Below are 21098 nucleotides of genomic sequence, written 5' to 3'. Positions count from 1 at the left end.
AAAAGTACATAGATGAAGTGTGTTATTATAGATGACGAACCATTAGCAGTTGATTTAATCAAAGAGTTTGTAAGCAAAGTAGATACACTAGAGCTTGTCAATACTTTTAATAATGCCATTGACGCCATATCAATAATTAACCAATCGAACGTTGATTTAATTTTTCTAGACATAGAGATGCCCCACTTTTCAGGGATTGATTTTATAAACGCAATCGACAAAAAACCACTTATTATTTTCACAACCGCGTACTCAGAATATGCTGTGGAAGGTTTTAATCTAGGCGCAGTTGATTATTTAGTAAAACCAATACCTTTTCATCGTTTTTTAAAATCAGTGATGCGTGCGCAGCAAATCTTTAATCCTCAACAAATAGCCGCACCAGCCACTTTAATCACGACTCCAGAGATAGAGCAAGATTTTATGTTTGTAAGAGCTGAGTATGAGAATGTAAAACTTAACTTTGAAGATATATTGTACATTGAAGGATTGAAAGATTATGTAAAAATATACACCACCGATCAAAAATACACTTTAACGCTAATCAGTTTAATAAAGTTAGAGAATTTATTGTCTACTAAAGGATTTGCGCGCATACACCGCTCGTATATCATTAACATCAAGCATGTTAAATCAATTCAAAAAAACAAAGTAGTAATTGCAGAAAAACGCATTCCTATTAGCGAAAGCTACAAAAATTCCTTTTTTGAAAAGATAAATCTGTAACTACTCCTCCTTAAACCAACTAGAATACATCACGTAATTATTTGAAATTCTTTCTATTTCTCCAGCAAAATTAGACTGATCAAGGTCTTTAACTTTCTTGGCAGGAACACCTGCCCAAATAGACCCTGCAGTAACAACTGTATTTTGAGTAATCACAGCACCTGCCGCAACAATTGAATTACTTTCTACCACACAATTATCCATAACAATTGCGCCCATTCCTATCAAAACATTGTCGTGTATAGTACAACCATGTACAATTGCATTATGCCCTATTGAGACATTATTCCCTATTATAGTTGGGTGTTTTTTATAAGTACAATGGATAACGGCCCCATCTTGAATATTGACTTTATTGCCTATTTTAATAAAATTCACATCTCCGCGAATCACAGCATTGAACCAGACACTACAAGAGTCACCAAAGCTTACATCACCCACAATTGTAGCATTCTCAGCCACATAACAATCCACAGGAATACTTGGTGATTTACCGTTTACCGTTTTAATTACCATATTAAAAAATATAAAGTTTAGTTGATTGCAGGACAGTTACATTCGTACTTTTCGCGTTTACAAAACAGATTGATCCCCAATGTAATCTGATGATAACCACCATTATCAAATTTAACGGCACCCGTTACATGCGAATAGGTGTAAGCAAACATAACATTCTTAAAATTAGCACCAACAATTGGGGTAATATACTGCAGTTTTTGAGACGAAACACCAGATCCATTTGAATACTGGGCGCCATCTAGACTTCTACGATAAGAAAGTCCTCCCCATAAAGTTCCAAAATCCATATTTTTATAAGCCTTTAAATTCAAGTCAAATGTTTTTTCTTGCGTTTTTTCTACCACTTGAAAAAGAACCGAAGGTTCAAATAAAACCCTGTTTTTATCGCCAAAAACATAACCTGCACTCAACAAATACTTACGTAAGTTATCACTTTCGTACTCTGTATAAATATCTCTTCTTGTTTCAATTACATTTTTAACCGTTCCATGTGCATAAAAATCCAGGAAATTATACGAAGCCCCTATATCAACATTAAAGTAAGAATCTTTTTGAACAATAGTACCATTTATAATGGGATCAAAACTACCCGATTGCCTGAAGCTAGTTTCATCCAATTGACTCTGGATCAAGCCACCACTAATACCAAAAGACAATTGATTTAAATCGATTTCGTCTCTAGAAAACATTAAATGATAGGCATAGCTAACCTTTACCCCTTTTTGAGAGTGATACCCATTTTTATCGTTAAAAATGATAATACCCGCCCCGGCCTTTTCACTAATACGCCCATTAAAACTCAAAGTTTGAAGTGCAGGAGCATCGTCTTGACCAAACCACTGTTTACGTGAAGTAAGCCTCACCTTAGCACAATTAGCAGCACCCGCCATTGAAGGATGTATCAAATAATAATTATCTGATAGATAATCCGAGTAGACTGCAATCCCTTCTTGCGAATGAGAATACGAGCTGATTAGAAAAAGTACTATGAAAATTTTAATTTTAGAATACATGTAAAAGTTATTTTTTTTATAAAAAAAGGCAATCTCAACGCTGATAAACAAGACAACGAACCCGTAAAAATATTAAACTAAAGTTAATTTATTCATTTATAAATCAAATATAGTTATTCATAGAAAATAACTTTACTAAATTTGTAGAAATTTACAAAAGACATGACAAAAATTAGCATAAAAGAAACTCAAAACCCTACTATATTAAAGTTTGAATTTGAAGATTTTATAACTGAGAACGAAAGTTACGAATTTAAAAATATAGACGAGGCAAAAGAATCGCCTCTTGCACAACAATTATTTTACTTACCATTTGTAAAAACGGTTTACATTTCGGGTAATTTTATTGGTATTGAAAGATTTAGTATTGTAGAATGGGATGATGTCAAAGACGCAGTTGCCGAGCAAATTGAGAAGTTTATAGACAACGGCGGAACGATAATCAACATCCAAGAAAACAAACCAAAAAAACAACCTATTACTGTATACGGAGAAACAACTCCTAATCCATCTGCTTTAAAGTTTGTAGTAAGTAGAATGTTGACTAAAACTGCTATCGAATTTAAAAATATCGATCAAACAGCTTCATCACCATTAGCAAAAGAACTTTTTAAATTTCCGTACGTAAAAGAAATTTTTATTGATGAAAATTATATTTCAGTAACGAAATACGAAGTTAATAATTGGGAAGAAATCACACTAGAGTTGCGCACATTCATCAAGCAATACATTGAAAACGGCGGAACAGTTTTAGACGAAAGTCTTATACAAACTATTGAAAAAGACGAAAAGACGAAAGACGCTAATTTTGATTCATTAGACGAAATCTCTCAAAAAATCATCAACATATTAGAAGAATATGTAAAACCTGCAGTAGCCGCAGATGGTGGTAATATTGCCTTTGACTCTTATGAAGAAAGCACAAAAACTGTAAAAGTGATCCTTCAAGGAGCTTGTAGCGGTTGCCCATCTTCTACATTTACGCTAAAAAGCGGAATCGAAAACATGTTAAAAAGCATGTTAAACGATGAAAAAATTAATGTAGAAGCAATTAATGCTTAACCCTCAAAAACGATAACCAATTGATTTAAAAACCACTAATTCAAAAACAATAAACTATTTCCTATGATATTATCTAATTTTTTAGTAACTTTATTTTTTAACCATAAAAATATAAATGTATGTCAATATTAAAAGTCATTGAAGTACTTTCTGGTTCAACAACAAGCTGGGAAGATGCAACACAAAAAGCAGTAACAAAAGCATCACAATCTGTCAAAAACATACGATCTGTTTATGTACAAGACCAAAGCGCTACTGTAAAAGATGGAAAAGTGGCGGAATTCAGGGTCAATTTAAAAATCACATTTGAATTAGAATAACACTATAGCATTTACAAAAGAGGCGTTTCAATTGAAACGCCTCTTTTTTTATACGACTTGATTGGAGTACTTTATACCACTCCATTCTACCGATCTTTAAACAAATTATTGATTTACAATATTTTATTAATGATTTAATGATTAATATTGTAGTCTAATCAAATTATAAAAAACATGGGAGTATCATCATTTTTTAAAAACCTATTTGGCTCAGCCAAAGAAACTGCAACCGAATTAGCTGACCAAGCTGAAACTGCATTTGACCAAGCCAAAGAAGCGGCTTCGCCATATTTAGAAAAAGCCGAAGATTTTGCAGAAGAATCTTTTGCTAAAGCAAAAGAAACAGCAAGTGAACTAGCTACAAAAGCCGAAGCAGCAATCGAAGATGCAAAAGTAGCTGCAGCGCCAATGTTAGAAAAAGCTGAAAGCTTAACAGCTCAAGCCAAAGAAACAGTAAGTGAATATTCCGACAAAGCAGGAGAAGCACTTGGCAACACTATTGATTCCGTAAAAGAAAATGCTGGAATTGCAATGGAAAAAGTAGAAGACTTCACCGAAGATGCCAAAAAAACAATTGAGGAAAAAATAGATACTTTTACCGAGAAGGATTCAGACGAAAAATCAAATCCAACCGTTTAAATAAAACTTAAAAAATACCATTAAAAATATTTTTTCTGTATTTTTACACATCAAACACAAACCTTCTTTCTAAAAGAAGGTTTTTTATTTACAAAAAATGATGCTAACGATAGACGTTGTCTCCAATTACGCGAACATATACTTCAAAGAATTCCTTTCGTATTCCCCAAAATTAATCTCGGCTTTCGTCATACTGTTTATAGGTCTCTATGCCATCAGGATTATCAATAGATTGATCCGTAAACTAATGATTAAAAGAGAACTCGACCCTACACTCACCAAGTTCTTGGCCGACATACTCTTATGGACATTGCGTATTTTATTATTTGTGACCTTTATTTCTAAACTAGGAATAGAAACATCATCGTTCGTTGCCATTCTAGGAGCAATGGGGCTTGCAATAGGTCTTTCACTACAAGGATCTCTTTCAAACTTTGCAGGTGGAATGCTTATTATACTCTTTAAACCATTTAAAGTAGGTCACACTATCGAGGCTCAAGGTGTGTTTGCAACCGTTAGTGAAATACAAATTTTTGTAACTAAATTAACAACAGCGAACAACCAGACCGTCTTCATTCCCAATGGAATCTTATCAAACGGTACGATCACCAACTATTCCTTAGAAAAAAACAGAAGAGCCGATCTTTTATTTTCAATATCGTATGAATCGAATATAAAACAGGCCAAAGACTTGATTTTGGCAATATTAAACAACAACCCAAAGGTACTTCAAAATCCAAAACCTGAAGTCTTTGTAAAAAACCTAACGGATAGCGCTATACAATTAGCCGTGCGTCCTTGGGCAAAAAGCGAAGATTTTGGTGAAGTATTTACTGAAACTTTAGAAAGTTGTAAAAATGCTTTTGACAGCGCTGGAATTGCCTTCCAACCCTTTGTTAAAGAAAAGTCTCAAAGCAATTGATAAATTATGCTCTAAAATACTATTTTTTAGAAGTAGTGATCATAAAATCCTTGAGATAAAAAGGTTCAAAGTAAGCGACATCAACAGTGTCGCTTTTTTTGTATTTTTCACAACTTAGCAATCCCATCTCACGAGCCGAAGGGTATATTATTTGATCTAAAAATCTAAAATTAGGTTTTGTTAGCACTGTTTTACATTTTTCATTGCAGTCACCTACAAAATAAACAGGCGCATCTATTTCTTGAAAAGAACCTTCATCAATAACCTCTGCTTGCGTTTCTCTAAGATGTTTCCCATCAGCCGAAAAAACAGCACTATAAACCTCCATTCTTCGTGCATCAATCATAGGAACGACAACTCCATCTAAAACAGTTACTTGCGCAGCTAATGCCTTTAAAGTATCTACCGCAATTAGAGGTATAGACAAAGCGTAACATAGTCCTTTGGCCGCCGAAACCCCGATACGCAGTCCCGTATAAGAGCCTGGACCTTGACTTACCGCAATTGCGTCCAAGTCCTTGAATGTTAGTCCCGCTTCAGCCAAACTAGATTCAATAAAAACATGCAAACGTTCGGCATGTGAATACCCTTCCTCGGCCACTTCATTACAAACGATTGTAACTCCATCTTTGGCAATTGCCACAGAACAGTTTTTTGTAGCTGTTTCAATATTTAAAATGTACGACACTTTGTAATGAGATTTAAGTTAGAAATAAAACAATTATAAGTTCTTGCAAAGGAATAAAAAAAGCACTTAGAAAACAATCCAAATCACTAAAGACTGTGTCTTTTAAAGCGAATGATGCTATAAAAACAAAAACCCTTTGCACAACTACAAAGGGTTTAAAAACGGCAACTAAATAATGAACGCCTTATTTCTTATCGTCTTTTTTATCTGATTTTAAACTCACTTTATCACCAGAATTCAAATCCTTAGTTACGGTAGTATAGGGACCTGTAATAACAACATCTCCTTTTTTCAAACCACTAAGAATCTCAATATTTGTATCGTCTTGAATTCCTGTTTTTATGATTCTAATTTTTGCTTTATCTCCTACTTTCACGAAAACACATTCGAACTTTTTATCGCTTTTTGGTGCCGCATTTTTATCATCAGCTGTTTCTATCATTTGTACCTCTTTTACTGCTGCAGTATCCGATTTTACAACAATAGAACTAATAGGAACATTTAGAACATTCGACTTTGTTTTTGTGATAATATCAACTGTAGCGGTCATACCTGGTCTAAATGGAGAATAAGTATCTGGTTTACCTACCAATAAATCTTGATAAGACTCTTTTACAATTCGTACCTTAACTTTAAAATTTGTAACCTGATCAGCCGTTAATGCACTACTTGCTGAGTTTGAAATACTGGTTACAACACCTTTAAATTTCTTTTTCAAATAAGCATCTACTTCAACATTAGCCTCATCACCTACTTTGATTTTCACAATGTCATTTTCATTAACATCAACTTCAACTTCCATATTATTTAGGTTAGCAACTCTTAAAAGCTCTGTACCGGTCATTTGTTGCGTACCTAAAACACGTTCTCCCAACTCCACATTAAGCATCGAAATTGTTCCGTCAGCTGGCGCATAAATAATTGTACGCCCCAAGTTATCCATAGCTTCATTTACAGACGCCGAAGCACTTTGCACATTAAAATAAGCCGTTTGCTTGGTTGCTTTGGCCACTTCGTAGGTTGCAGTTGCTTTATCCCAATCTGACTTTGAAATAATTCCTTTTTGAAACAATGTTTTATTTCTTTCAAAACTTGACTTCGCTTCGTTAAACTGCGCATCTGCCTGAGTCAAACCTGCTTTCGAACCAGATAAACCTGCTTTTGTTCTATTCAAACTAGATGTATATAAGTCTGGATTTATTTTTACCAATAAATCACCCTTTTTTACTACTTGACCTTCTTTTATTGGCAAAGCTATAATCTCACCGGATACCATTGAAGCGATTTTTACCTCTATTTCGGGCTGGATTTTACCAGTAGCCGAAACTGTTTCGATAATTGTCGAAGTATTAATTTGAGCAATTTCTACTTCGATACCATTATCTTTATTCCCGATTACTCCCGCTTTTGAAAGCCCAATTAAAGCAACAACAAGTAGCACAACTCCACCTAATATGTAATAAATTGATTTTTTTGACATAATGTATTTAGTTTTTAATGATAGGAATTCCGAAATAGAATTCAAGTATTTTTATTTTAAAAATGTAATCGTACTTACTTCTCAAGACTTCTGATTGAGCGCTAGACAATAATGTTTGTGCTTGATTCAAATCAAATGAATTCATCAAACCCACATCAAACCTATCCTTAGCATAATTATAAGACTGTTGTCTTGCTTCTAGTGCTACTATTGCAGACTCATGTGCTTTCAAAGCTCCTTTTGCATCTGTAAAAGCTGTATATACGTTTCGTTGTAAATCTAAATTTTGTTGCTCTAATGCAATTTTAGATTTCTCAAGACTCACTTTAGAACGCTCAATATTATTTCGTGCCGAAAACCCATTAAAAACAGGAATACTCAACTGCGCACCAAACGTTTGTCCTTTATTATTACTAAACTGATCAAAGAACGCATCAGGCTTACCTGTAACAGCTGAAAAATTTGGCTGAGAAACAACTTGATTAGTCCCTTCAACAAAACCTATAGCTGATGTAGGATTGGCCGTATTAGGAACTACTCCTACTACCCTATCCGCATAAGCAACACGAGAATTAAAATTATAAAAACCTTGTAAAGTAGGCTGTAACTTCCCTTTGGCTATAGCTACATTCTTCTCGGCTATTTCTAGATTAGTTTGTGCAATTTTCAAAGAAGTTCTTCCCTCTTTGGCTTTGTTATAAATTGCAGTAGGTTCTTGAGCTAATATGTTATTTACATCTTTGGCCATGGTATCATCAACCACATCAAAATTATCAAAGCTATCCAACTGTAATAGTTGTGCTAAACTTAATTTAGAAATCAATAAAGCGTTCTCGGCAGCAATAATTTTTTGACTATCAGAGGCTAATGTTGCTTTGATATCAAATAAATCACCTCTTGGAATTGTCCCTGCGTTTACTAACTCCTGCGAGCGACTTAATTGCTTTTCATTAATCTCTTTTTGAAAGTTTTGCACCTTCAAATTTTCTTTATTAAAAAGAACCTGTAAGAAGGCATTTGCAACATTAAGCGCAATGTCTTCCTGCATTTTTGTCAATTGATACTGGGCTGCAATGATAGAAAGCTTAGCTCTTCTCAATGTATTTTGATTTTGCAAACCTTTATAAATATCTACACCTACTGTTGCTCCCGCAGAGGTAAACTGAGTAGTTTTGTTTTGCAACAGACCCGTAGTGATATCTTGATTCAAACCAATATTCCAAGAATGAGATGCAGACGCATTTACAGATGGTAAAAAATTACCAAATGCGTCTTTTTTATCAATTAAAGCATTTTCACTATCTAATGCAGTTTGTTTAATTGTAATATTATGATCTATAGCATATTTAACACATTCTTCTAACGTCCACTTTTTATCTTGCGCACTTGACATCAAGCTAAATGCGAGTAGAAAAACTAATGGGATCCAACTATTTTTTTTCATATATTTTATATCGAAGTGTAACAAACGTACTACACAAATTTAACACTATTTTGTAAACTAAAACTCCTTTTAATCTGCCTTTTTTATCAAAAAACACAATTTGAACCTCTATTCAGAAATACCAAATTAAGCTAATCCCACATATTGTAGTATTCCTTTTCTGCAAAAAGTAGCCGTATTACAACCACAGCTGTATCTAAACCAGTAGTTACTTGAAGCTTTATAAACTATAAGACTTAAATACAATATAATTGTTACAATAATAAATAAAAATATATTTCTTTTGCTACTTTTACAGCTTTAAAATACAACAAAAAATGGTTAAATACAGCGCTTGCTTCGTGTTAATTTGCTCCTTACTAATGAGCTGTTCTACTTCACAAAAAATAGACACTTTAAAACCCGAACCCGATGATGCTAGCCCGATAGTATACAAAAACACTCCATCGTTTATCAATTTACCCATTAGCGTAAAGCTAAAAGATATTGAAAACCAAACCAACTCTTTGATGAATGGCTTAATCTATGAAGACACCAATATTGAAGATGATGATATTGAGATCAAAATTTGGAAACTAGCTCCAATTACCATACAAAATGGCAACACAACAGCCGAAAACAGAATAAAAACAGTGCTTCCGCTAAAAGCCAATATCAAATACCGTGTAGGTACCAAAACAATGGGAGTGGAATTATACAACATTCGTGAATTCAACCTTAACGGAGTCATTACTCTAAGCAGTGAAGTAGCGCTGACTAATTGGCAACTAAAAACCAAAACAACACTCCAATCATTTGACTGGAATGAGAGTCCTACAATGACCGTTTTTGGTAAAAATGTACCCGTAACCTACCTAATCAACCCTACAATTCAAGTTTTTAAGTCTAAGCTCGAAAAGAAAATAGACGAATCAATTGAAAAGTCTATGGATTTCAAACCCAATGTGCTGACTGCACTTGAAAAAATATGCACCCCTTTTCAAATGAATGAAGCTTATGAAAGCTGGCTTCGAATTGTACCTGTGGAAATATACACTACAGCAGCTAAACTAAAAAACGATAGTTTTTTAATGCAAATGGGCATGAAATGTAATATGGAAACTTTAATAGGCCAAGAACCCATTTCCAAATTTGATTCGAATAAAATAGTACTAAAACCTGTTACAAAAATCCCAAACCAAATTAGCGCAAACATTGTTGCTATTTCGACCTATCAAGATGCATCTAAAATTATCAGAAAGAATTTTATAGGACAAGAATTCACATCAGGAACTAAAAAGGTTAAAGTTCAGGATGTTGCCATCTGGCATAAAGAAGGTAAAATGGTAATTGCATTAGAATTATTAGGAACCATAAACGGAAAAATTTACTTGGCTGGATTCCCACAGTACGATGAAAAAACAAAAGAAATTTACTTTGACCAACTCGATTATGTTTTAGATACTAAAAGCAAACTATTACGAACAGCCAACTGGATGGCACAAGGAATTGTATTGCGAAAAATTCAAGAAAGTTGTCGTTATTCCATCCAGCCTAACCTAGAAGAAGGCAAGAAAACCATGATGGACTACCTTAAAAACTACTCACCCATGCCTGGTGTATACGTTAACGGAAAAATGGACGACATTCAATTTGATAAAATAGAACTAACTAAAAATGCGATTATTGCTTTTATTAAGGTAAACGGAGAAATAAACGTTGCCGTCGATGGACTTAAATAACGACTAGAGTATTTAATCTAGTTTTTTCTTTTTTCTCATTCTATAAACAGCATAACCAATAGCTGCAACTAATAGATACGGAATCACCATTAAGTATACAATTCCATCATTTACAGCTTGAGCTTGCTCTTTATTCGCATCACCTGATAATGCAGCACGACACATAGCGCATTGCGCAGAAGCTGCCAATGAATAACCAAAGAAAACAACTAGGACTAAAACGTACTTGAATTTATTTTTAAGCATAATAGGGAGAAATCATTAAAAAAACTATTACACCAGTAACGGCAACATATAGCCAAATAGGAAACGTTATTTTGGCAATTTTTTTATGTTTATCAAAAACCTGAGCCAACGCCCTAACATAAGTAATCAATACCAACGGGATAATAATAACCGAAAGTATAATATGGGTGAATAATATAAAATAATAAACATATTTAATCACACCCTCACCACCAAACTTAGTAGAATCTGAAGTCATATGATAAGCTACATACATTGCTAAGAAAGCAATAGAACAACCTATTGCTGCCTTCATTAAATACTCATGTAATTTTTTATTACCGTTCTTAATAGCTAAAATAGCAGCAACAAGTAAAAACGCAGTAAAACCGTTTATAGTAGCATAAATAGGAGGCAGAAATGTTAATGGCTCAACATCAAAACCCATTTTACGTAAATTAACATTAAACAACAATACAACAACCAGCGGAATAGCTACCGATAAAAGCACTATCCATTTGTTGTATTTACTTTCCAAACTTCTCTCTGTATTCTTCATTTTCTATTCTTCTAATAAAATACTAATATCTTGCTGTATATCTCTAACGCCTTTTTTATCCAATCCATCATAATACAATATTGGATTCCCGAAGTTATCTTGTCGGCAACGAATAGTACCATCTTGATCAATCAAAGCAAACAAACCAGAATGTTCAAAACCTCCTGCAACTTTACCATTTGCAGCAGCATATAAATTAAATCCTTTATTTGCCAAGTTCAAGATATACTCTTTATCCCCAGTCAAGAAATGCCAATTGGTAGATGTAGCTCCCAGAACCTGGGCATGCTCTTTCAATACCTTAGCAGTATCATGAGCAGGATCAATCGTAATAGATGCGATCCCGAAATTAGGATTACCAAAAAATTTCTTTTCGATCAACAACATACTTTGATTCATCTTTGGACAAATAGAAGGACAAGTAGTAAAAAAAAACTCTAAAACATATACTTTTCCTTTATAAGATTCATTAGATATTTTTTCTCCATTTTGATCAATCAACTCAAACTTAGGTGCGGCACCAATTTTCATTAGCTTGCCCTGCTCCTTAACAACAGTAATTACTTTATCCAATCGATCTCCTTTTACAACTTCACCGTTTTTTATCCTGTTTACTATCTTTGGAACAGCATAAATTCCAAAAATTAAAATAATAAAGGATATCCCTATGTATGATTTATTTTTAAACATCTTAATCTTTTTAAAGTCGTTTTGTAGCATTATGATTTTTCTTCAAAGCAGCACGATATTCGTACAATATCACCTTAAAATCATCTAGCATTTCATTACTTAAATCAGCCGGATGAAAAGTATCATAACCTTCCATGTATTCCTTTACTTTTTTTCTACCTCTTAGATTGCGTTCTTTATCTACGATATAAACGAGAGATGTACCTGCATTTTTATCAAGACTACCTTTTAACTTCAATTGCTTGTAGTAGTCATTAATTTGATCCGGACTAGTAAACACAAAATGCCATTGCGACACATCTGTAAACTCATCCAAAGCATCTAGGATACTTTTAATACCATTTTCTGTCCCAAGAGGACAAATCATTACAAATTGTAAATCTTTGAAAGTGTGATAACGCTGGTAGATCTTTTCATTTAGATTAAAAAGATTTCCTCGATTTTTTAAAACATCACTACCCGAGAATCCCAGGATTGTTATTTTTTTATCCAAAGACACCTTTTCACCATGTAGAGAATTCCAATCACCTAGATCAGCTACCTTAGGCGTAATTACAGGTAGTTTTGTAAAGCTATTTATACCCGAAGCAAAAAACAAGTAAGCAACTATAGGTAAAATAAAAAGTATAAAGAGAACTATATTTTTTTTCATTATGACAATACTAATTTAAAGTACAAAAATAAAAAAAGGTACGCAATGCGTACCCTTTTTTTGAATTAATATAGTGTTAAAAATTCCATTTGATGGTTGAATCTTTAAAAACCCCATAAATATAATGCCCTTCAGTCAATAGAATGAAAAGTAAATATAAAATCAAGAATACAACAGGGTAAACCACTGCTGATCTCAAACTGCTTTTCTCACCTTCCATGTGCATAAATGCCCATACAATATAGTAAGCTTTAAAAACAGTTAAAATATAAAATATCCAATTTAGCAAGTTCATGCCAAGGAATTTAGTAAGGTGTAAAAACTCTGGCTTTATAATCCCTAGAATTACCTCAACAGTTGTTACAAGAGATAATAATCCGAAAACAAACCAAATTCTCTTTGTATTAGAAACGTGATCGTGTGACATAATAATAATCTTTAAAAATTAAACTAGATAGAATACTGTAAATACAAATACCCAAACTAAATCGACAAAGTGCCAGTATAAACCAACTTTTTCAACCATTTCATAACTCTTTCTTTTCTCGTACGTTCCAAGAAGAACATTAAAAAAGATAATGATATTAATGATAATACCTGAAACAACGTGAAAACCGTGAAATCCAGTAATGAAGAAAAAGAAATCAGCAAATAACTTACTTCCGTATTCATTTCTTGTCAAATTAGCACCTTCAACAACAAAAGTTGCTTGAGCTAATCTAGCCTCAGACTCAGCTCTAGTCAAAACTGTTTTATGTTTGATTTTAGTTAAATCATGGTTGATTTTAGGATCTTTGGCAACTGCTTCATCTCCTTCGTAAATCACCTCTGTTCTAATCAATAAATCAGGATGCGCCTTAAACCCTGCTTGAACTTCAGCAACAGTGTAAGTAGGCAATGACGGTTCACTCATAAACCATTTGGCTTTATTCCCTTTTAACTGCTCTCTACCTTCATGCAAAGAAGCCGAGAAATCAGCCAAAGCAACACGTTTACCATCTTTATCAACAAACTGAAGCAAACTACCTCCTTTTGTTTCAATAGCACCGTATTCTCCTTTTATGAAATTTTTCCATTCCCAAGCCTGTGATCCTACGAAGATCATACCACCGATAATGGTTAAAAACATATAAATAATAACTTTATTCTTTTTCATTTGGTGACCTGCGTCAACAGCCAAAACCATTGTTACAGATGAGAAAATTAAAATAAAAGTCATTAATGCCACATAGTACATTGGTGCAGATACACCATGCATAAATGGGAAGTGCGTAAACACTTCATCGGCCAATGGCCAAGTTTCGATAAATTTAAATCGAGAAAAACCGTAAGCTGCTAAAAATCCAGAGAACGTTAAGGCATCTGATACGATAAAAAACCACATCATTAATTTACCATAACTTGCTCCCATTGGCTCATTGCCGCCTCCCCAAGTTTTTTCTTCACTATTTGCAGTAGTAACTGTCGCTTCCATAAAAGTTATTCGTTAAAAAGTTCCCAAATTTACGTTTTTTTCTTATTTAAAGAAATATAAAAATACAAATAAATAAAGCCAAAGGAAATCAAGAAAGTGCCAGTACATTGCACCTAGTTCTATTCCAAGAGTTTGAGTCGAATTGTATTTTTGTTTAAAATGATTATAAATTATAATTAACAGTGAAATTAACCCACCCGCAAGGTGCATTAAGTGCACAACAGTCACAATATATAAAAATGTTGTTGTTATTGAGCTTTCACTTCCTGTGAAATAATAGCCGTTTTTCACAATTTGGCCAAAGCCTACAAATTGCAAAATAACAAATAAAATTCCGAGCGCTAAAGTAGCTAAAAGAAATAAACTAGTAGCACTTTTATTGTCTTTTTGAATAGATTTTTTTGCCAAATGAAATGTAACACTACAACCAATAATGACTATAGTACTAAAATAAAACGCGTTTGGCAATTCAAAATCCTTCAACCAATCCACCCTAGACTTACTTACCACAAAAGCACTTGTAAGTCCGGCAAACATCATAGTCATACTAACCATTGCAAACAACAAAATCAATTTATATGATCTTGCGGTTCTCAATCTATGTTCCTCTGTTGTCATTGTAACCTCCATAATTATCTTAAAAATTTATCAAATATATACACTAATTGCAACAACGTTATATAAGAAACACTTACCAGCATTAACGTTCTAGCCGCCTTTGCAGTTCTCAACTTATACAACTGAACCGAATAATACAACATCCAAGCACCTAACAAGAACACAATTCCAGCTGCTATTGGACTAATAAACAGCTTACCCGTATAACCCAATGAAGGCAACAATGAAGCTATAATAAGCCAAACCGTATACAAGATAACCTGTAAAGCCGTTCCTTTATCTTTTTTTCCTGTAGGAAGCATAAAAAAGCCTGCTTTTTCATAATCTTCATATAAAAACCATCCAATTGCCCAGAAATGTGGAAACTGCCAGAAAAACTGAATCAAAAACAAAGTACCTGCTTCAATCCCAAAATTCCCAGTAGCAGCAACCCATCCTAACATAAATGGTATAGCTCCTGGAAAAGCACCAACAAAAACAGATAACGAAGTCATTGTTTTTAATGGAGTATATACGCTGGTATATAAAAATATTGAAATCGCACCAAACATGGCCGACTTTGGATTTATAGCATAAAGCATCGAAAGCCCAATGATAGTAAGTAAACTCGCAACAATCAAAGCTGTATTAGCCGTCATCCTACCCGAAGGCACAGGACGATTTTTTGTTCGATCCATTAAAGCATCTAAATCTTTTTCTATGACTTGATTAAATGCATTCGACGCTCCTACCATACAGTATCCGCCCACGATCAGCATCAACAAAACAGACCATTGAAAAGGATTTTGATCATCAATACCTAAAAAATATCCAGCAATAGAGGAAAACAAGACACTAATAGCAAGTCCAGCTTTGGTAATTTCTTTAAAATCTAAAAAAATCGTTTTAAGAGAAAATGTATTTGTAGTAGTATTCAATCTGGTATTTATTAGGTTTTTATAAAACTGATGCAAAGGTACAAATTAGATTGGTAATTAATAATATGCCCTTCATTTTTTTGAATCGAAAACTAATGCATCTTGGACTCGTTGAATTATCTATACAAATGCATTATATCGATAAAAACCTACCTTTCATCGACAAAACAGTAGTGACTAACCGATTAAAATTCAAAAAAAGACCTAAAAACGGGTAAATTTGGATCAATTCTAAAAATCAAAAAAATGAAAAGAATTACCCCAATCATAAGCCTGATCTTAATTGCACTATTTATTTCTTGCACGAACGACAGAGCTCCTGAATTTATTGAAAAATCAAACCCAAATTCCATTCTTGACCAAGTATACCAAGAAATGATTACTCAAAAAAGGGTGCCTGAAGCAATTGATGTAACCAAAAAGAATCCGAAAAAAATATATGTGCACTACATGCCATGGTTCACAAGCCTAGAAGAAGATGGGTACTGGGGACAACACTGGACTATGCTAAATAGAAATCCTAATAGAATAGATATTGACGGAAAAAGAGAAATAGCATCTCATTATTACCCAATAATTGGCCCGTATTCTTCAAATGACAAGGACTTGCAAGAATACCATTTGTTACTCATGAAATTATCCGGAATAGACGGGGTTATTTTTGACTGGTACGGAGCACGCGATGTTTATGATTACAATTCGATTAAAAAAAGTACCGAATCATTTATTAATAAAATAGAAGATGTGGGCATCCAATTCTCCATCATGTATGAGGATAAAGTTGCCGAAAACATTCAAACACAAAGAATCCCAAAAGCAAACCTAAACGCAGCCATGACTGACTTGAAATATATCGAAAAAACATACTTTACCAGCCCTAATTACCTACGAAAAAACGATTCAGAAATACTATTTTTATTTGGACCCAATTACATCAAAGACCCCTTAGACTGGGAATACATCAACTCTAAACTAAATACGACACCACGATATATCAATTTATGGAAAGGAAGCAACCGATTAGGAAATCTTTCTAGCGGAGAATTTAGCTGGATTGACAGGAACCATCTTAATACTTTATATTACTACTATGAATATACAGTCGAGAATAACATTGCAACTATTGGCGGTATATATCCCGGCTTTAACGACTATTATTACGAAGGAGGATGGAGAACTAACCCAAGTACCGATTGGGAGATTCCTCACAATAATACGCAAACACTAGAAGAAACCTTAAACCTAACCGACCAATACCCCGTCGATTTTATTCAACTCATTACTTGGAATGACTTTGGCGAAGGTACAATGGTAGAGCCTACCCTTGAATATGGATATGATTTTTTAGAAAAAATACAAATCTATACTGGAGTCACTTATTCTAAAAAAGATCTAGAAATACCTTATAAACTTTACCTTTTAAGAAAGAAATACAAAACCGATCCTAAAATACAAGTCATTTTAAACAGAGTATATCAATTGATCTTCACTTTAAAATTGGAAAGAGCAAAAACCATTATTGACGCAATCGAACAAACGTATTAACGTTAATAATCAAAATACCAATTAAACACATCTGATCGTAATCCTATTGTAAACCAATTTGTACTCTGGTTAAAAGCAGTTGCCGTATTTTGCGAAGGATCAAAACTTCGATAAATATAACTACCAAAGACTTTCAAATTGGTTGACGGATTAACCAAGTATCCCCCTTGAATATCTGCAATAAAAACGGCAGTTTTATTTCCTTGCCCTACTTTTACTCCGCTATTAAAAGGACGATTCAAATCATAATCCTTGTATATATTTCCTCCATAATTGAAGGCATTTGTACTAGTGTCAAAATCCAAGCCTCTGGTACCAATTGTCATTTTAGCATCGGCATAATACCTGCCTTGATGGTAACGACCGATGGCTACAAATTCCTTAAAATTACCACCCCATTGATGACCGATACTTTGATTATTATGTCCGTAATTAGTAAGTGGATCACTATGTGAATACACATAAGGGCGCACATGATTGTACTCTAACTGCAACAGAAGATTATCTACATGGAATGCATTGTAATATTTAACACCTAACTGATAACCGTATTTATTTTTCCAACTATTATCCCCCTTTTTAATGTCACCTATTGAAAATTCATCTAGCAAAAATTGACCATAGAGATTAATCTGGTTGCTCCATTTGTATTTATAAGTTAAGCTCAAAAGTGCATTTCCTGTTCTAGAGGAAGAAGCGAACTCTACCGATCTATAAAAAATGATCGGATTGACAAAACTCGCATCAAAACCCCTGTCATTTGTGTTTGTCCAAATAACCGATTCAAAGAACCCTAGATTTAACTTATTAGAAACGTTCCAGCTTAAATAATGGTTTGCCATGAACTTTGTCGCATAAGTGCGCTCTAACGTCACTTCTGGACGCACATCCTTTAACCACATATAAGTATTGGTATACTTTATTTTCCAGAAATTGGTATTGATCTTAAAATAAGGATACGGACTAGCCCCATCGCTTTCTAAAAGCGAACGGTAACCATCACCTATAAAATTTCTACCATAACCCAATTGCAAATCAATACTTTTACTTGGAGCATAAGTGATATTGGCTTCCGCCAAAGGAAAATCAAAAGAGTCAGTTTTAAAACCCTTTGCAATACCCATGCCTGGAATTATCGCTGGATTACCTCCTGCCGGTGCAATTGATTTGGCATAATTATTATAATAATCAGCAAAACGACCTTGACTTTCAAAAACGGTGGTCGTAAAATTAAGCTGCTTGCCCAATCCTCCTTTAAAATTAAGCGCACGTGTATTGACGTAGGTATACGAAGCATCACTATTGGTCGCTTTACCTAGTTGTAAATCAAATATCGGATTTAGAGTGAACCAATATCCTTCACCTTGAATTTGAACCATATTTTCATTAAAAAGCTTTCTAGACCACCATCCAGCTGTTTGCTTTTTTAGCTTTTCATTTACCGCTTTTAAATTATAGTATTTTGATACTTCTTGATACGTATATGGTTTAGAAGCTGTATGATTATTACTACCCACCTGATTCATCGAACCATCAAACTGAGCATAATAACTGTGCGAAAAAGGGATGTTCAAATGACTCTCAAATTCAGGATTTGTGTATTTATGATACACTATACTATCTAACTCTGTTAGTGGTTTTTCATTAGTTGGTATAATTGAAGCTTTAACCAAAGCTTCGGCGGCAATAGTTTCGGAACTTTTTAACGGAATCGAAAATGAGATATTGTACTTCGAATAAACCGCTTTTCCATTATATGTTGACGGATTTATTTTAGGAAATTTAGCAAATACTCTTTTAGACTCGAGAACTAAGTCTTCATCAAGTGCATTGACATAAATTACTTTAAATTGTCCTTTACTATCAACCTCAAAAAGCACTTTGACAACTGTTTTAAAATTGTTTTTAAGCAAATGTTCTGGTACAACAAAGTTTTGAAAAACAAACTCTTGTACTTCATTATAGAAACAATCTTGCAGCTCCGTTGTTGCTACGCTTTGACACTTTGGAAAAACAGGAAAACGTTCTGCCTCCTGATTTGCACTTCCATCACTGTTTTGAGCATAGGCAAAGCTACAAACACCTATTATAAATAAAGCCAAAAAACTATTTCTCATACTATTATTTAATGTGGATTTAGTACCCCGATTTTGATTCTTCTCCATTTGCAATTGCTTTGGCACCTGATGTTCCAATTCTTTTCACTCCTAATTTAATCATTGCAACCGCTTCTTCATAGGTACGAACACCTCCAGCCGCTTTTACAGGAAGCGGAAACGCATTTTCTAGCATCATGGTGATCGAATGAATAGTAGCACCGTTTGGCAAATCATCCTTAGTAGTATAAAAACCCGTTGATGATTTAACAAAAACCGAATTATAACAACTTTCTTTAAAATGAGACAAGACTATGTTTTTTATCAATGCCGATAATTGCACAATTTGCTTATCATTTAGCGCAGCGACTTCTATAATCCACTTCACTACTTTGCCATGTTCTAAACCTAACTTTGTTCCTTGCAAAATTTCCTCTTTTACCAGATCAACTTGACCATCTATAAAAGCTTTATAATTACATACAAAGTCTAAATCATCCGCACCATTTTCAATTGCTTGCACAGCCTCAACAAGTTTATCTTCAATATCAGATAGTCCTTCTGGAAAATCGATTACCGTACCTACCTCAACCGTTGAACCAGCATCAACAATCATCTTTTTAGCCAAAGCAACCCGATTAGGCCGAATCATTATAAGCTTAAAATTTTCGTCTATTGCTTCTTGTATAAATTTTGCAACAACTGCAACATCCTCTTTTTCATCAAGACCAGCCTGGCTTGGCGTTTTTAAATAGGTAGAATCTAAATACTGTCTAATGTTCATGATGCTATGGTTTCAAATTATGGAAATGTACGAATCACAAAAATACATTTAAAATAGCAATGCTATTGTTATCTACTATCCGTTTTTTTATACTTCCATCTCAGGAAGTCACTTAGAACTATTCGTTATATGTAAAAATCCCACCTAAGTGGGATTTTAAAATTGAATTACATTTTATATGTTTTCTTTATTTTATAAAACAAAGCCATAGCTAACACACCTATTGTAGCTCCAAATATATTTGCAAAAACATCAAATACATCTGCACTTCTTGTGGTTGTAAATAAACCTTGTACTATTTCTATGGTTATTCCAAAAAAAACAGACAAAGAAAACGATGTTAGATAGGGACTAAAGTCTTTTGCGTTTTGCATTTTTATTTTGAAAAATAATATCCAAAGTGCTGTAAATACAAAATGAAAAAAGAAATGAACCAGTTTATCCAGATACAAAAAAGTGAATTTAGGAATATTAGTTGAAGGCGTTAGGCACAGATAAGCAACTACTAACGTCCAAAATACAGCAATCCAAAAAAACAATAGTTTACGCACCTATTAACTCTTTGTAAGCTTCGCTTGAAAGTAATGAATCATAATCAGCTACATCTGCAACTTTTATTTTAATCATCCATCCAGCTCCATAAGGATCAGAATTTACTGTCTCTGGTGTACTTTCTAATGCATCATTGAATTCTACAATTTCACCCGTCAATGGAAGAAACAAATCCGAAACCGTTTTTACTGCTTCAACCGTACCAAAAACCTCATCTTTCTCAAGAGTTTGATCTAAAGTTTCTACTTCTACATAAACGATGTCTCCTAATTCTTTTTGAGCAAAATGAGTAATTCCTACAGTTGCAACATCACCTTCTAAACTAACCCATTCGTGATCTTTAGTGTATTTTAAATTTGATGGTATATTCATAATAAAACTAATTGATAATTGATAATTGATTTTTTATAACGCAAATATAACAATCTTCTAATGAAATCTTGTTGATATTT

24 protein-coding genes are annotated in these 21098 nt (G+C 33.7%); 7 read left to right on the top strand and 17 right to left on the bottom strand.

Annotation, left to right across the window (positions count from 1 at the left end):
* The first annotated feature begins 12 nt into the window (after positions 1-12).
* Positions 13-726 carry a LytR/AlgR family response regulator transcription factor gene (locus H8R24_RS04440; RefSeq protein WP_187017356.1) on the top strand — a complete coding sequence of 238 codons (714 nt, stop codon included), beginning with the start codon at positions 13-15 and terminating at the stop codon, positions 724-726.
* On the opposite strand, the gene H8R24_RS04435 is transcribed toward H8R24_RS04440, so the two are convergent.
* Together H8R24_RS04435 and H8R24_RS04430 are read right to left on the bottom strand one after the other, a co-directional pair.
* Positions 727-1242, bottom strand: a complete 516-nt coding sequence (locus H8R24_RS04435; protein WP_187017355.1) for a gamma carbonic anhydrase family protein — start codon at positions 1240-1242, stop codon at positions 727-729.
* 17 nt (positions 1243-1259) lie between these two features.
* Complete coding sequence (locus H8R24_RS04430) at positions 1260-2258, bottom strand: PorP/SprF family type IX secretion system membrane protein (RefSeq protein ID WP_187017354.1); 999 nt, start codon at positions 2256-2258, stop codon at positions 1260-1262.
* Between the two features lie 162 nt (positions 2259-2420).
* On the opposite strand from H8R24_RS04430, the gene H8R24_RS04425 reads away from it, so the two are divergent.
* The 4 genes from H8R24_RS04425 (at position 2421) to H8R24_RS04410 (ending at position 5201) form a co-directional block, all read left to right on the top strand.
* Positions 2421-3320 (top strand): NifU family protein, encoded by a 900-nt coding sequence (locus H8R24_RS04425; RefSeq protein WP_187017353.1) that lies wholly within the window; start codon positions 2421-2423, stop codon positions 3318-3320.
* 119 nt (positions 3321-3439) lie between these two features.
* Positions 3440-3640: a dodecin family protein gene (locus tag H8R24_RS04420; protein WP_187017352.1), complete on the top strand. Its 201-nt coding sequence runs from the start codon at positions 3440-3442 to the stop codon at positions 3638-3640.
* Between the two features lie 174 nt (positions 3641-3814).
* Complete coding sequence (locus H8R24_RS04415) at positions 3815-4279, top strand: YtxH domain-containing protein (protein ID WP_187017351.1); 465 nt, start codon at positions 3815-3817, stop codon at positions 4277-4279.
* 97 nt (positions 4280-4376) lie between these two features.
* Entirely contained in the window at positions 4377-5201 is an 825-nt protein-coding gene (locus tag H8R24_RS04410; protein ID WP_187017350.1) for a mechanosensitive ion channel family protein, read from the top strand.
* A gap of 19 nt (positions 5202-5220) precedes the next feature.
* On the opposite strand, the gene tsaB is transcribed toward H8R24_RS04410, so the two are convergent.
* The 3 genes from tsaB to H8R24_RS04395 all read right to left on the bottom strand — a co-directional run bounded on the left by tsaB (position 5221) and on the right by H8R24_RS04395 (position 8813).
* A complete protein-coding gene (tsaB, locus tag H8R24_RS04405) occupies positions 5221-5889 on the bottom strand; it encodes a tRNA (adenosine(37)-N6)-threonylcarbamoyltransferase complex dimerization subunit type 1 TsaB (protein ID WP_187017349.1) in 669 nt (222 codons plus the stop codon).
* Between the two features lie 184 nt (positions 5890-6073).
* Positions 6074-7369 carry an efflux RND transporter periplasmic adaptor subunit gene (locus H8R24_RS04400; RefSeq protein ID WP_187017348.1) on the bottom strand — a complete coding sequence of 432 codons (1296 nt, stop codon included), beginning with the start codon at positions 7367-7369 and terminating at the stop codon, positions 6074-6076.
* A gap of 7 nt (positions 7370-7376) precedes the next feature.
* Positions 7377-8813: a TolC family protein gene (locus H8R24_RS04395; protein ID WP_187017347.1), complete on the bottom strand. Its 1437-nt coding sequence runs from the start codon at positions 8811-8813 to the stop codon at positions 7377-7379.
* A gap of 317 nt (positions 8814-9130) precedes the next feature.
* Here H8R24_RS04395 and H8R24_RS04390 point away from each other — a divergent pair, with 317 nt between their 5' ends.
* Positions 9131-10534, top strand: a complete 1404-nt coding sequence (locus H8R24_RS04390) for a DUF4403 family protein (RefSeq protein WP_187017346.1) — start codon at positions 9131-9133, stop codon at positions 10532-10534.
* Positions 10535-10546: 12 nt separating this feature from the next.
* Here H8R24_RS04390 and H8R24_RS04385 read toward each other — a convergent pair whose 3' ends face one another.
* From H8R24_RS04385 to cyoE, 8 genes are all read right to left on the bottom strand, one after another.
* Positions 10547-10780 (bottom strand): hypothetical protein, encoded by a 234-nt coding sequence (locus H8R24_RS04385; RefSeq protein WP_222617360.1) that lies wholly within the window; start codon positions 10778-10780, stop codon positions 10547-10549.
* Positions 10773-11318, bottom strand: a complete 546-nt coding sequence (locus tag H8R24_RS04380) for a DUF420 domain-containing protein (protein WP_187017345.1) — start codon at positions 11316-11318, stop codon at positions 10773-10775. The genes H8R24_RS04385 and H8R24_RS04380 overlap by 8 nt, the downstream gene beginning before the upstream one ends.
* A gap of 3 nt (positions 11319-11321) precedes the next feature.
* On the bottom strand, positions 11322-12008 hold the full coding sequence (locus tag H8R24_RS04375; protein WP_187017344.1) for an SCO family protein: 687 nt from the start codon (positions 12006-12008) through the stop codon (positions 11322-11324).
* A gap of 10 nt (positions 12009-12018) precedes the next feature.
* Positions 12019-12660: a hypothetical protein gene (locus H8R24_RS04370; protein ID WP_187017343.1), complete on the bottom strand. Its 642-nt coding sequence runs from the start codon at positions 12658-12660 to the stop codon at positions 12019-12021.
* A 76-nt stretch (positions 12661-12736) separates the two neighbouring features.
* Entirely contained in the window at positions 12737-13087 is a 351-nt protein-coding gene (locus tag H8R24_RS04365; protein ID WP_187017342.1) for a cytochrome C oxidase subunit IV family protein, read from the bottom strand.
* Positions 13088-13105: 18 nt separating this feature from the next.
* Positions 13106-14134, bottom strand: coding sequence for a cytochrome c oxidase subunit 3 (locus tag H8R24_RS04360; protein ID WP_187017341.1), 1029 nt, complete (start codon positions 14132-14134; stop codon positions 13106-13108).
* 42 nt (positions 14135-14176) lie between these two features.
* Positions 14177-14764, bottom strand: a complete 588-nt coding sequence (locus tag H8R24_RS04355) for a cytochrome c oxidase subunit 3 (protein WP_187017340.1) — start codon at positions 14762-14764, stop codon at positions 14177-14179.
* A 2-nt stretch (positions 14765-14766) separates the two neighbouring features.
* Positions 14767-15669 carry a heme o synthase gene (cyoE, locus tag H8R24_RS04350; RefSeq protein WP_187017339.1) on the bottom strand — a complete coding sequence of 301 codons (903 nt, stop codon included), beginning with the start codon at positions 15667-15669 and terminating at the stop codon, positions 14767-14769.
* A gap of 246 nt (positions 15670-15915) precedes the next feature.
* On the opposite strand from cyoE, the gene H8R24_RS04345 reads away from it, so the two are divergent.
* The gene (locus H8R24_RS04345) at positions 15916-17214 is read left to right on the top strand and encodes a glycoside hydrolase family 71/99-like protein (RefSeq protein ID WP_187017338.1); all 1299 of its coding nucleotides are present in this window, start codon (positions 15916-15918) and stop codon (positions 17212-17214) included.
* Positions 17215-17216: 2 nt separating this feature from the next.
* On the opposite strand, the gene H8R24_RS04340 is transcribed toward H8R24_RS04345, so the two are convergent.
* From H8R24_RS04340 to gcvH, 4 genes are all read right to left on the bottom strand, one after another.
* Positions 17217-19331: a gliding motility protein RemB gene (locus H8R24_RS04340; protein WP_187017337.1), complete on the bottom strand. Its 2115-nt coding sequence runs from the start codon at positions 19329-19331 to the stop codon at positions 17217-17219.
* 19 nt (positions 19332-19350) lie between these two features.
* Entirely contained in the window at positions 19351-20094 is a 744-nt protein-coding gene (gene deoC / locus H8R24_RS04335; protein WP_187017336.1) for a deoxyribose-phosphate aldolase, read from the bottom strand.
* Positions 20095-20261: 167 nt separating this feature from the next.
* Complete coding sequence (locus H8R24_RS04330; RefSeq protein WP_187017335.1) at positions 20262-20645, bottom strand: VanZ family protein; 384 nt, start codon at positions 20643-20645, stop codon at positions 20262-20264.
* Positions 20638-21018 (bottom strand): glycine cleavage system protein GcvH, encoded by a 381-nt coding sequence (gcvH, locus tag H8R24_RS04325; protein WP_187017334.1) that lies wholly within the window; start codon positions 21016-21018, stop codon positions 20638-20640. Before gcvH ends, H8R24_RS04330 begins: the two co-directional genes overlap by 8 nt.
* Positions 21019-21098: the final 80 nt, after the last annotated feature.

Origin of the sequence: Flavobacterium muglaense (assembly GCF_014305155.1) — a bacterium.
Lineage (GTDB): Bacteria > Bacteroidota > Bacteroidia > Flavobacteriales > Flavobacteriaceae > Flavobacterium > Flavobacterium muglaense.
This window is presented reverse-complemented; position numbering and strand designations above follow the sequence as displayed.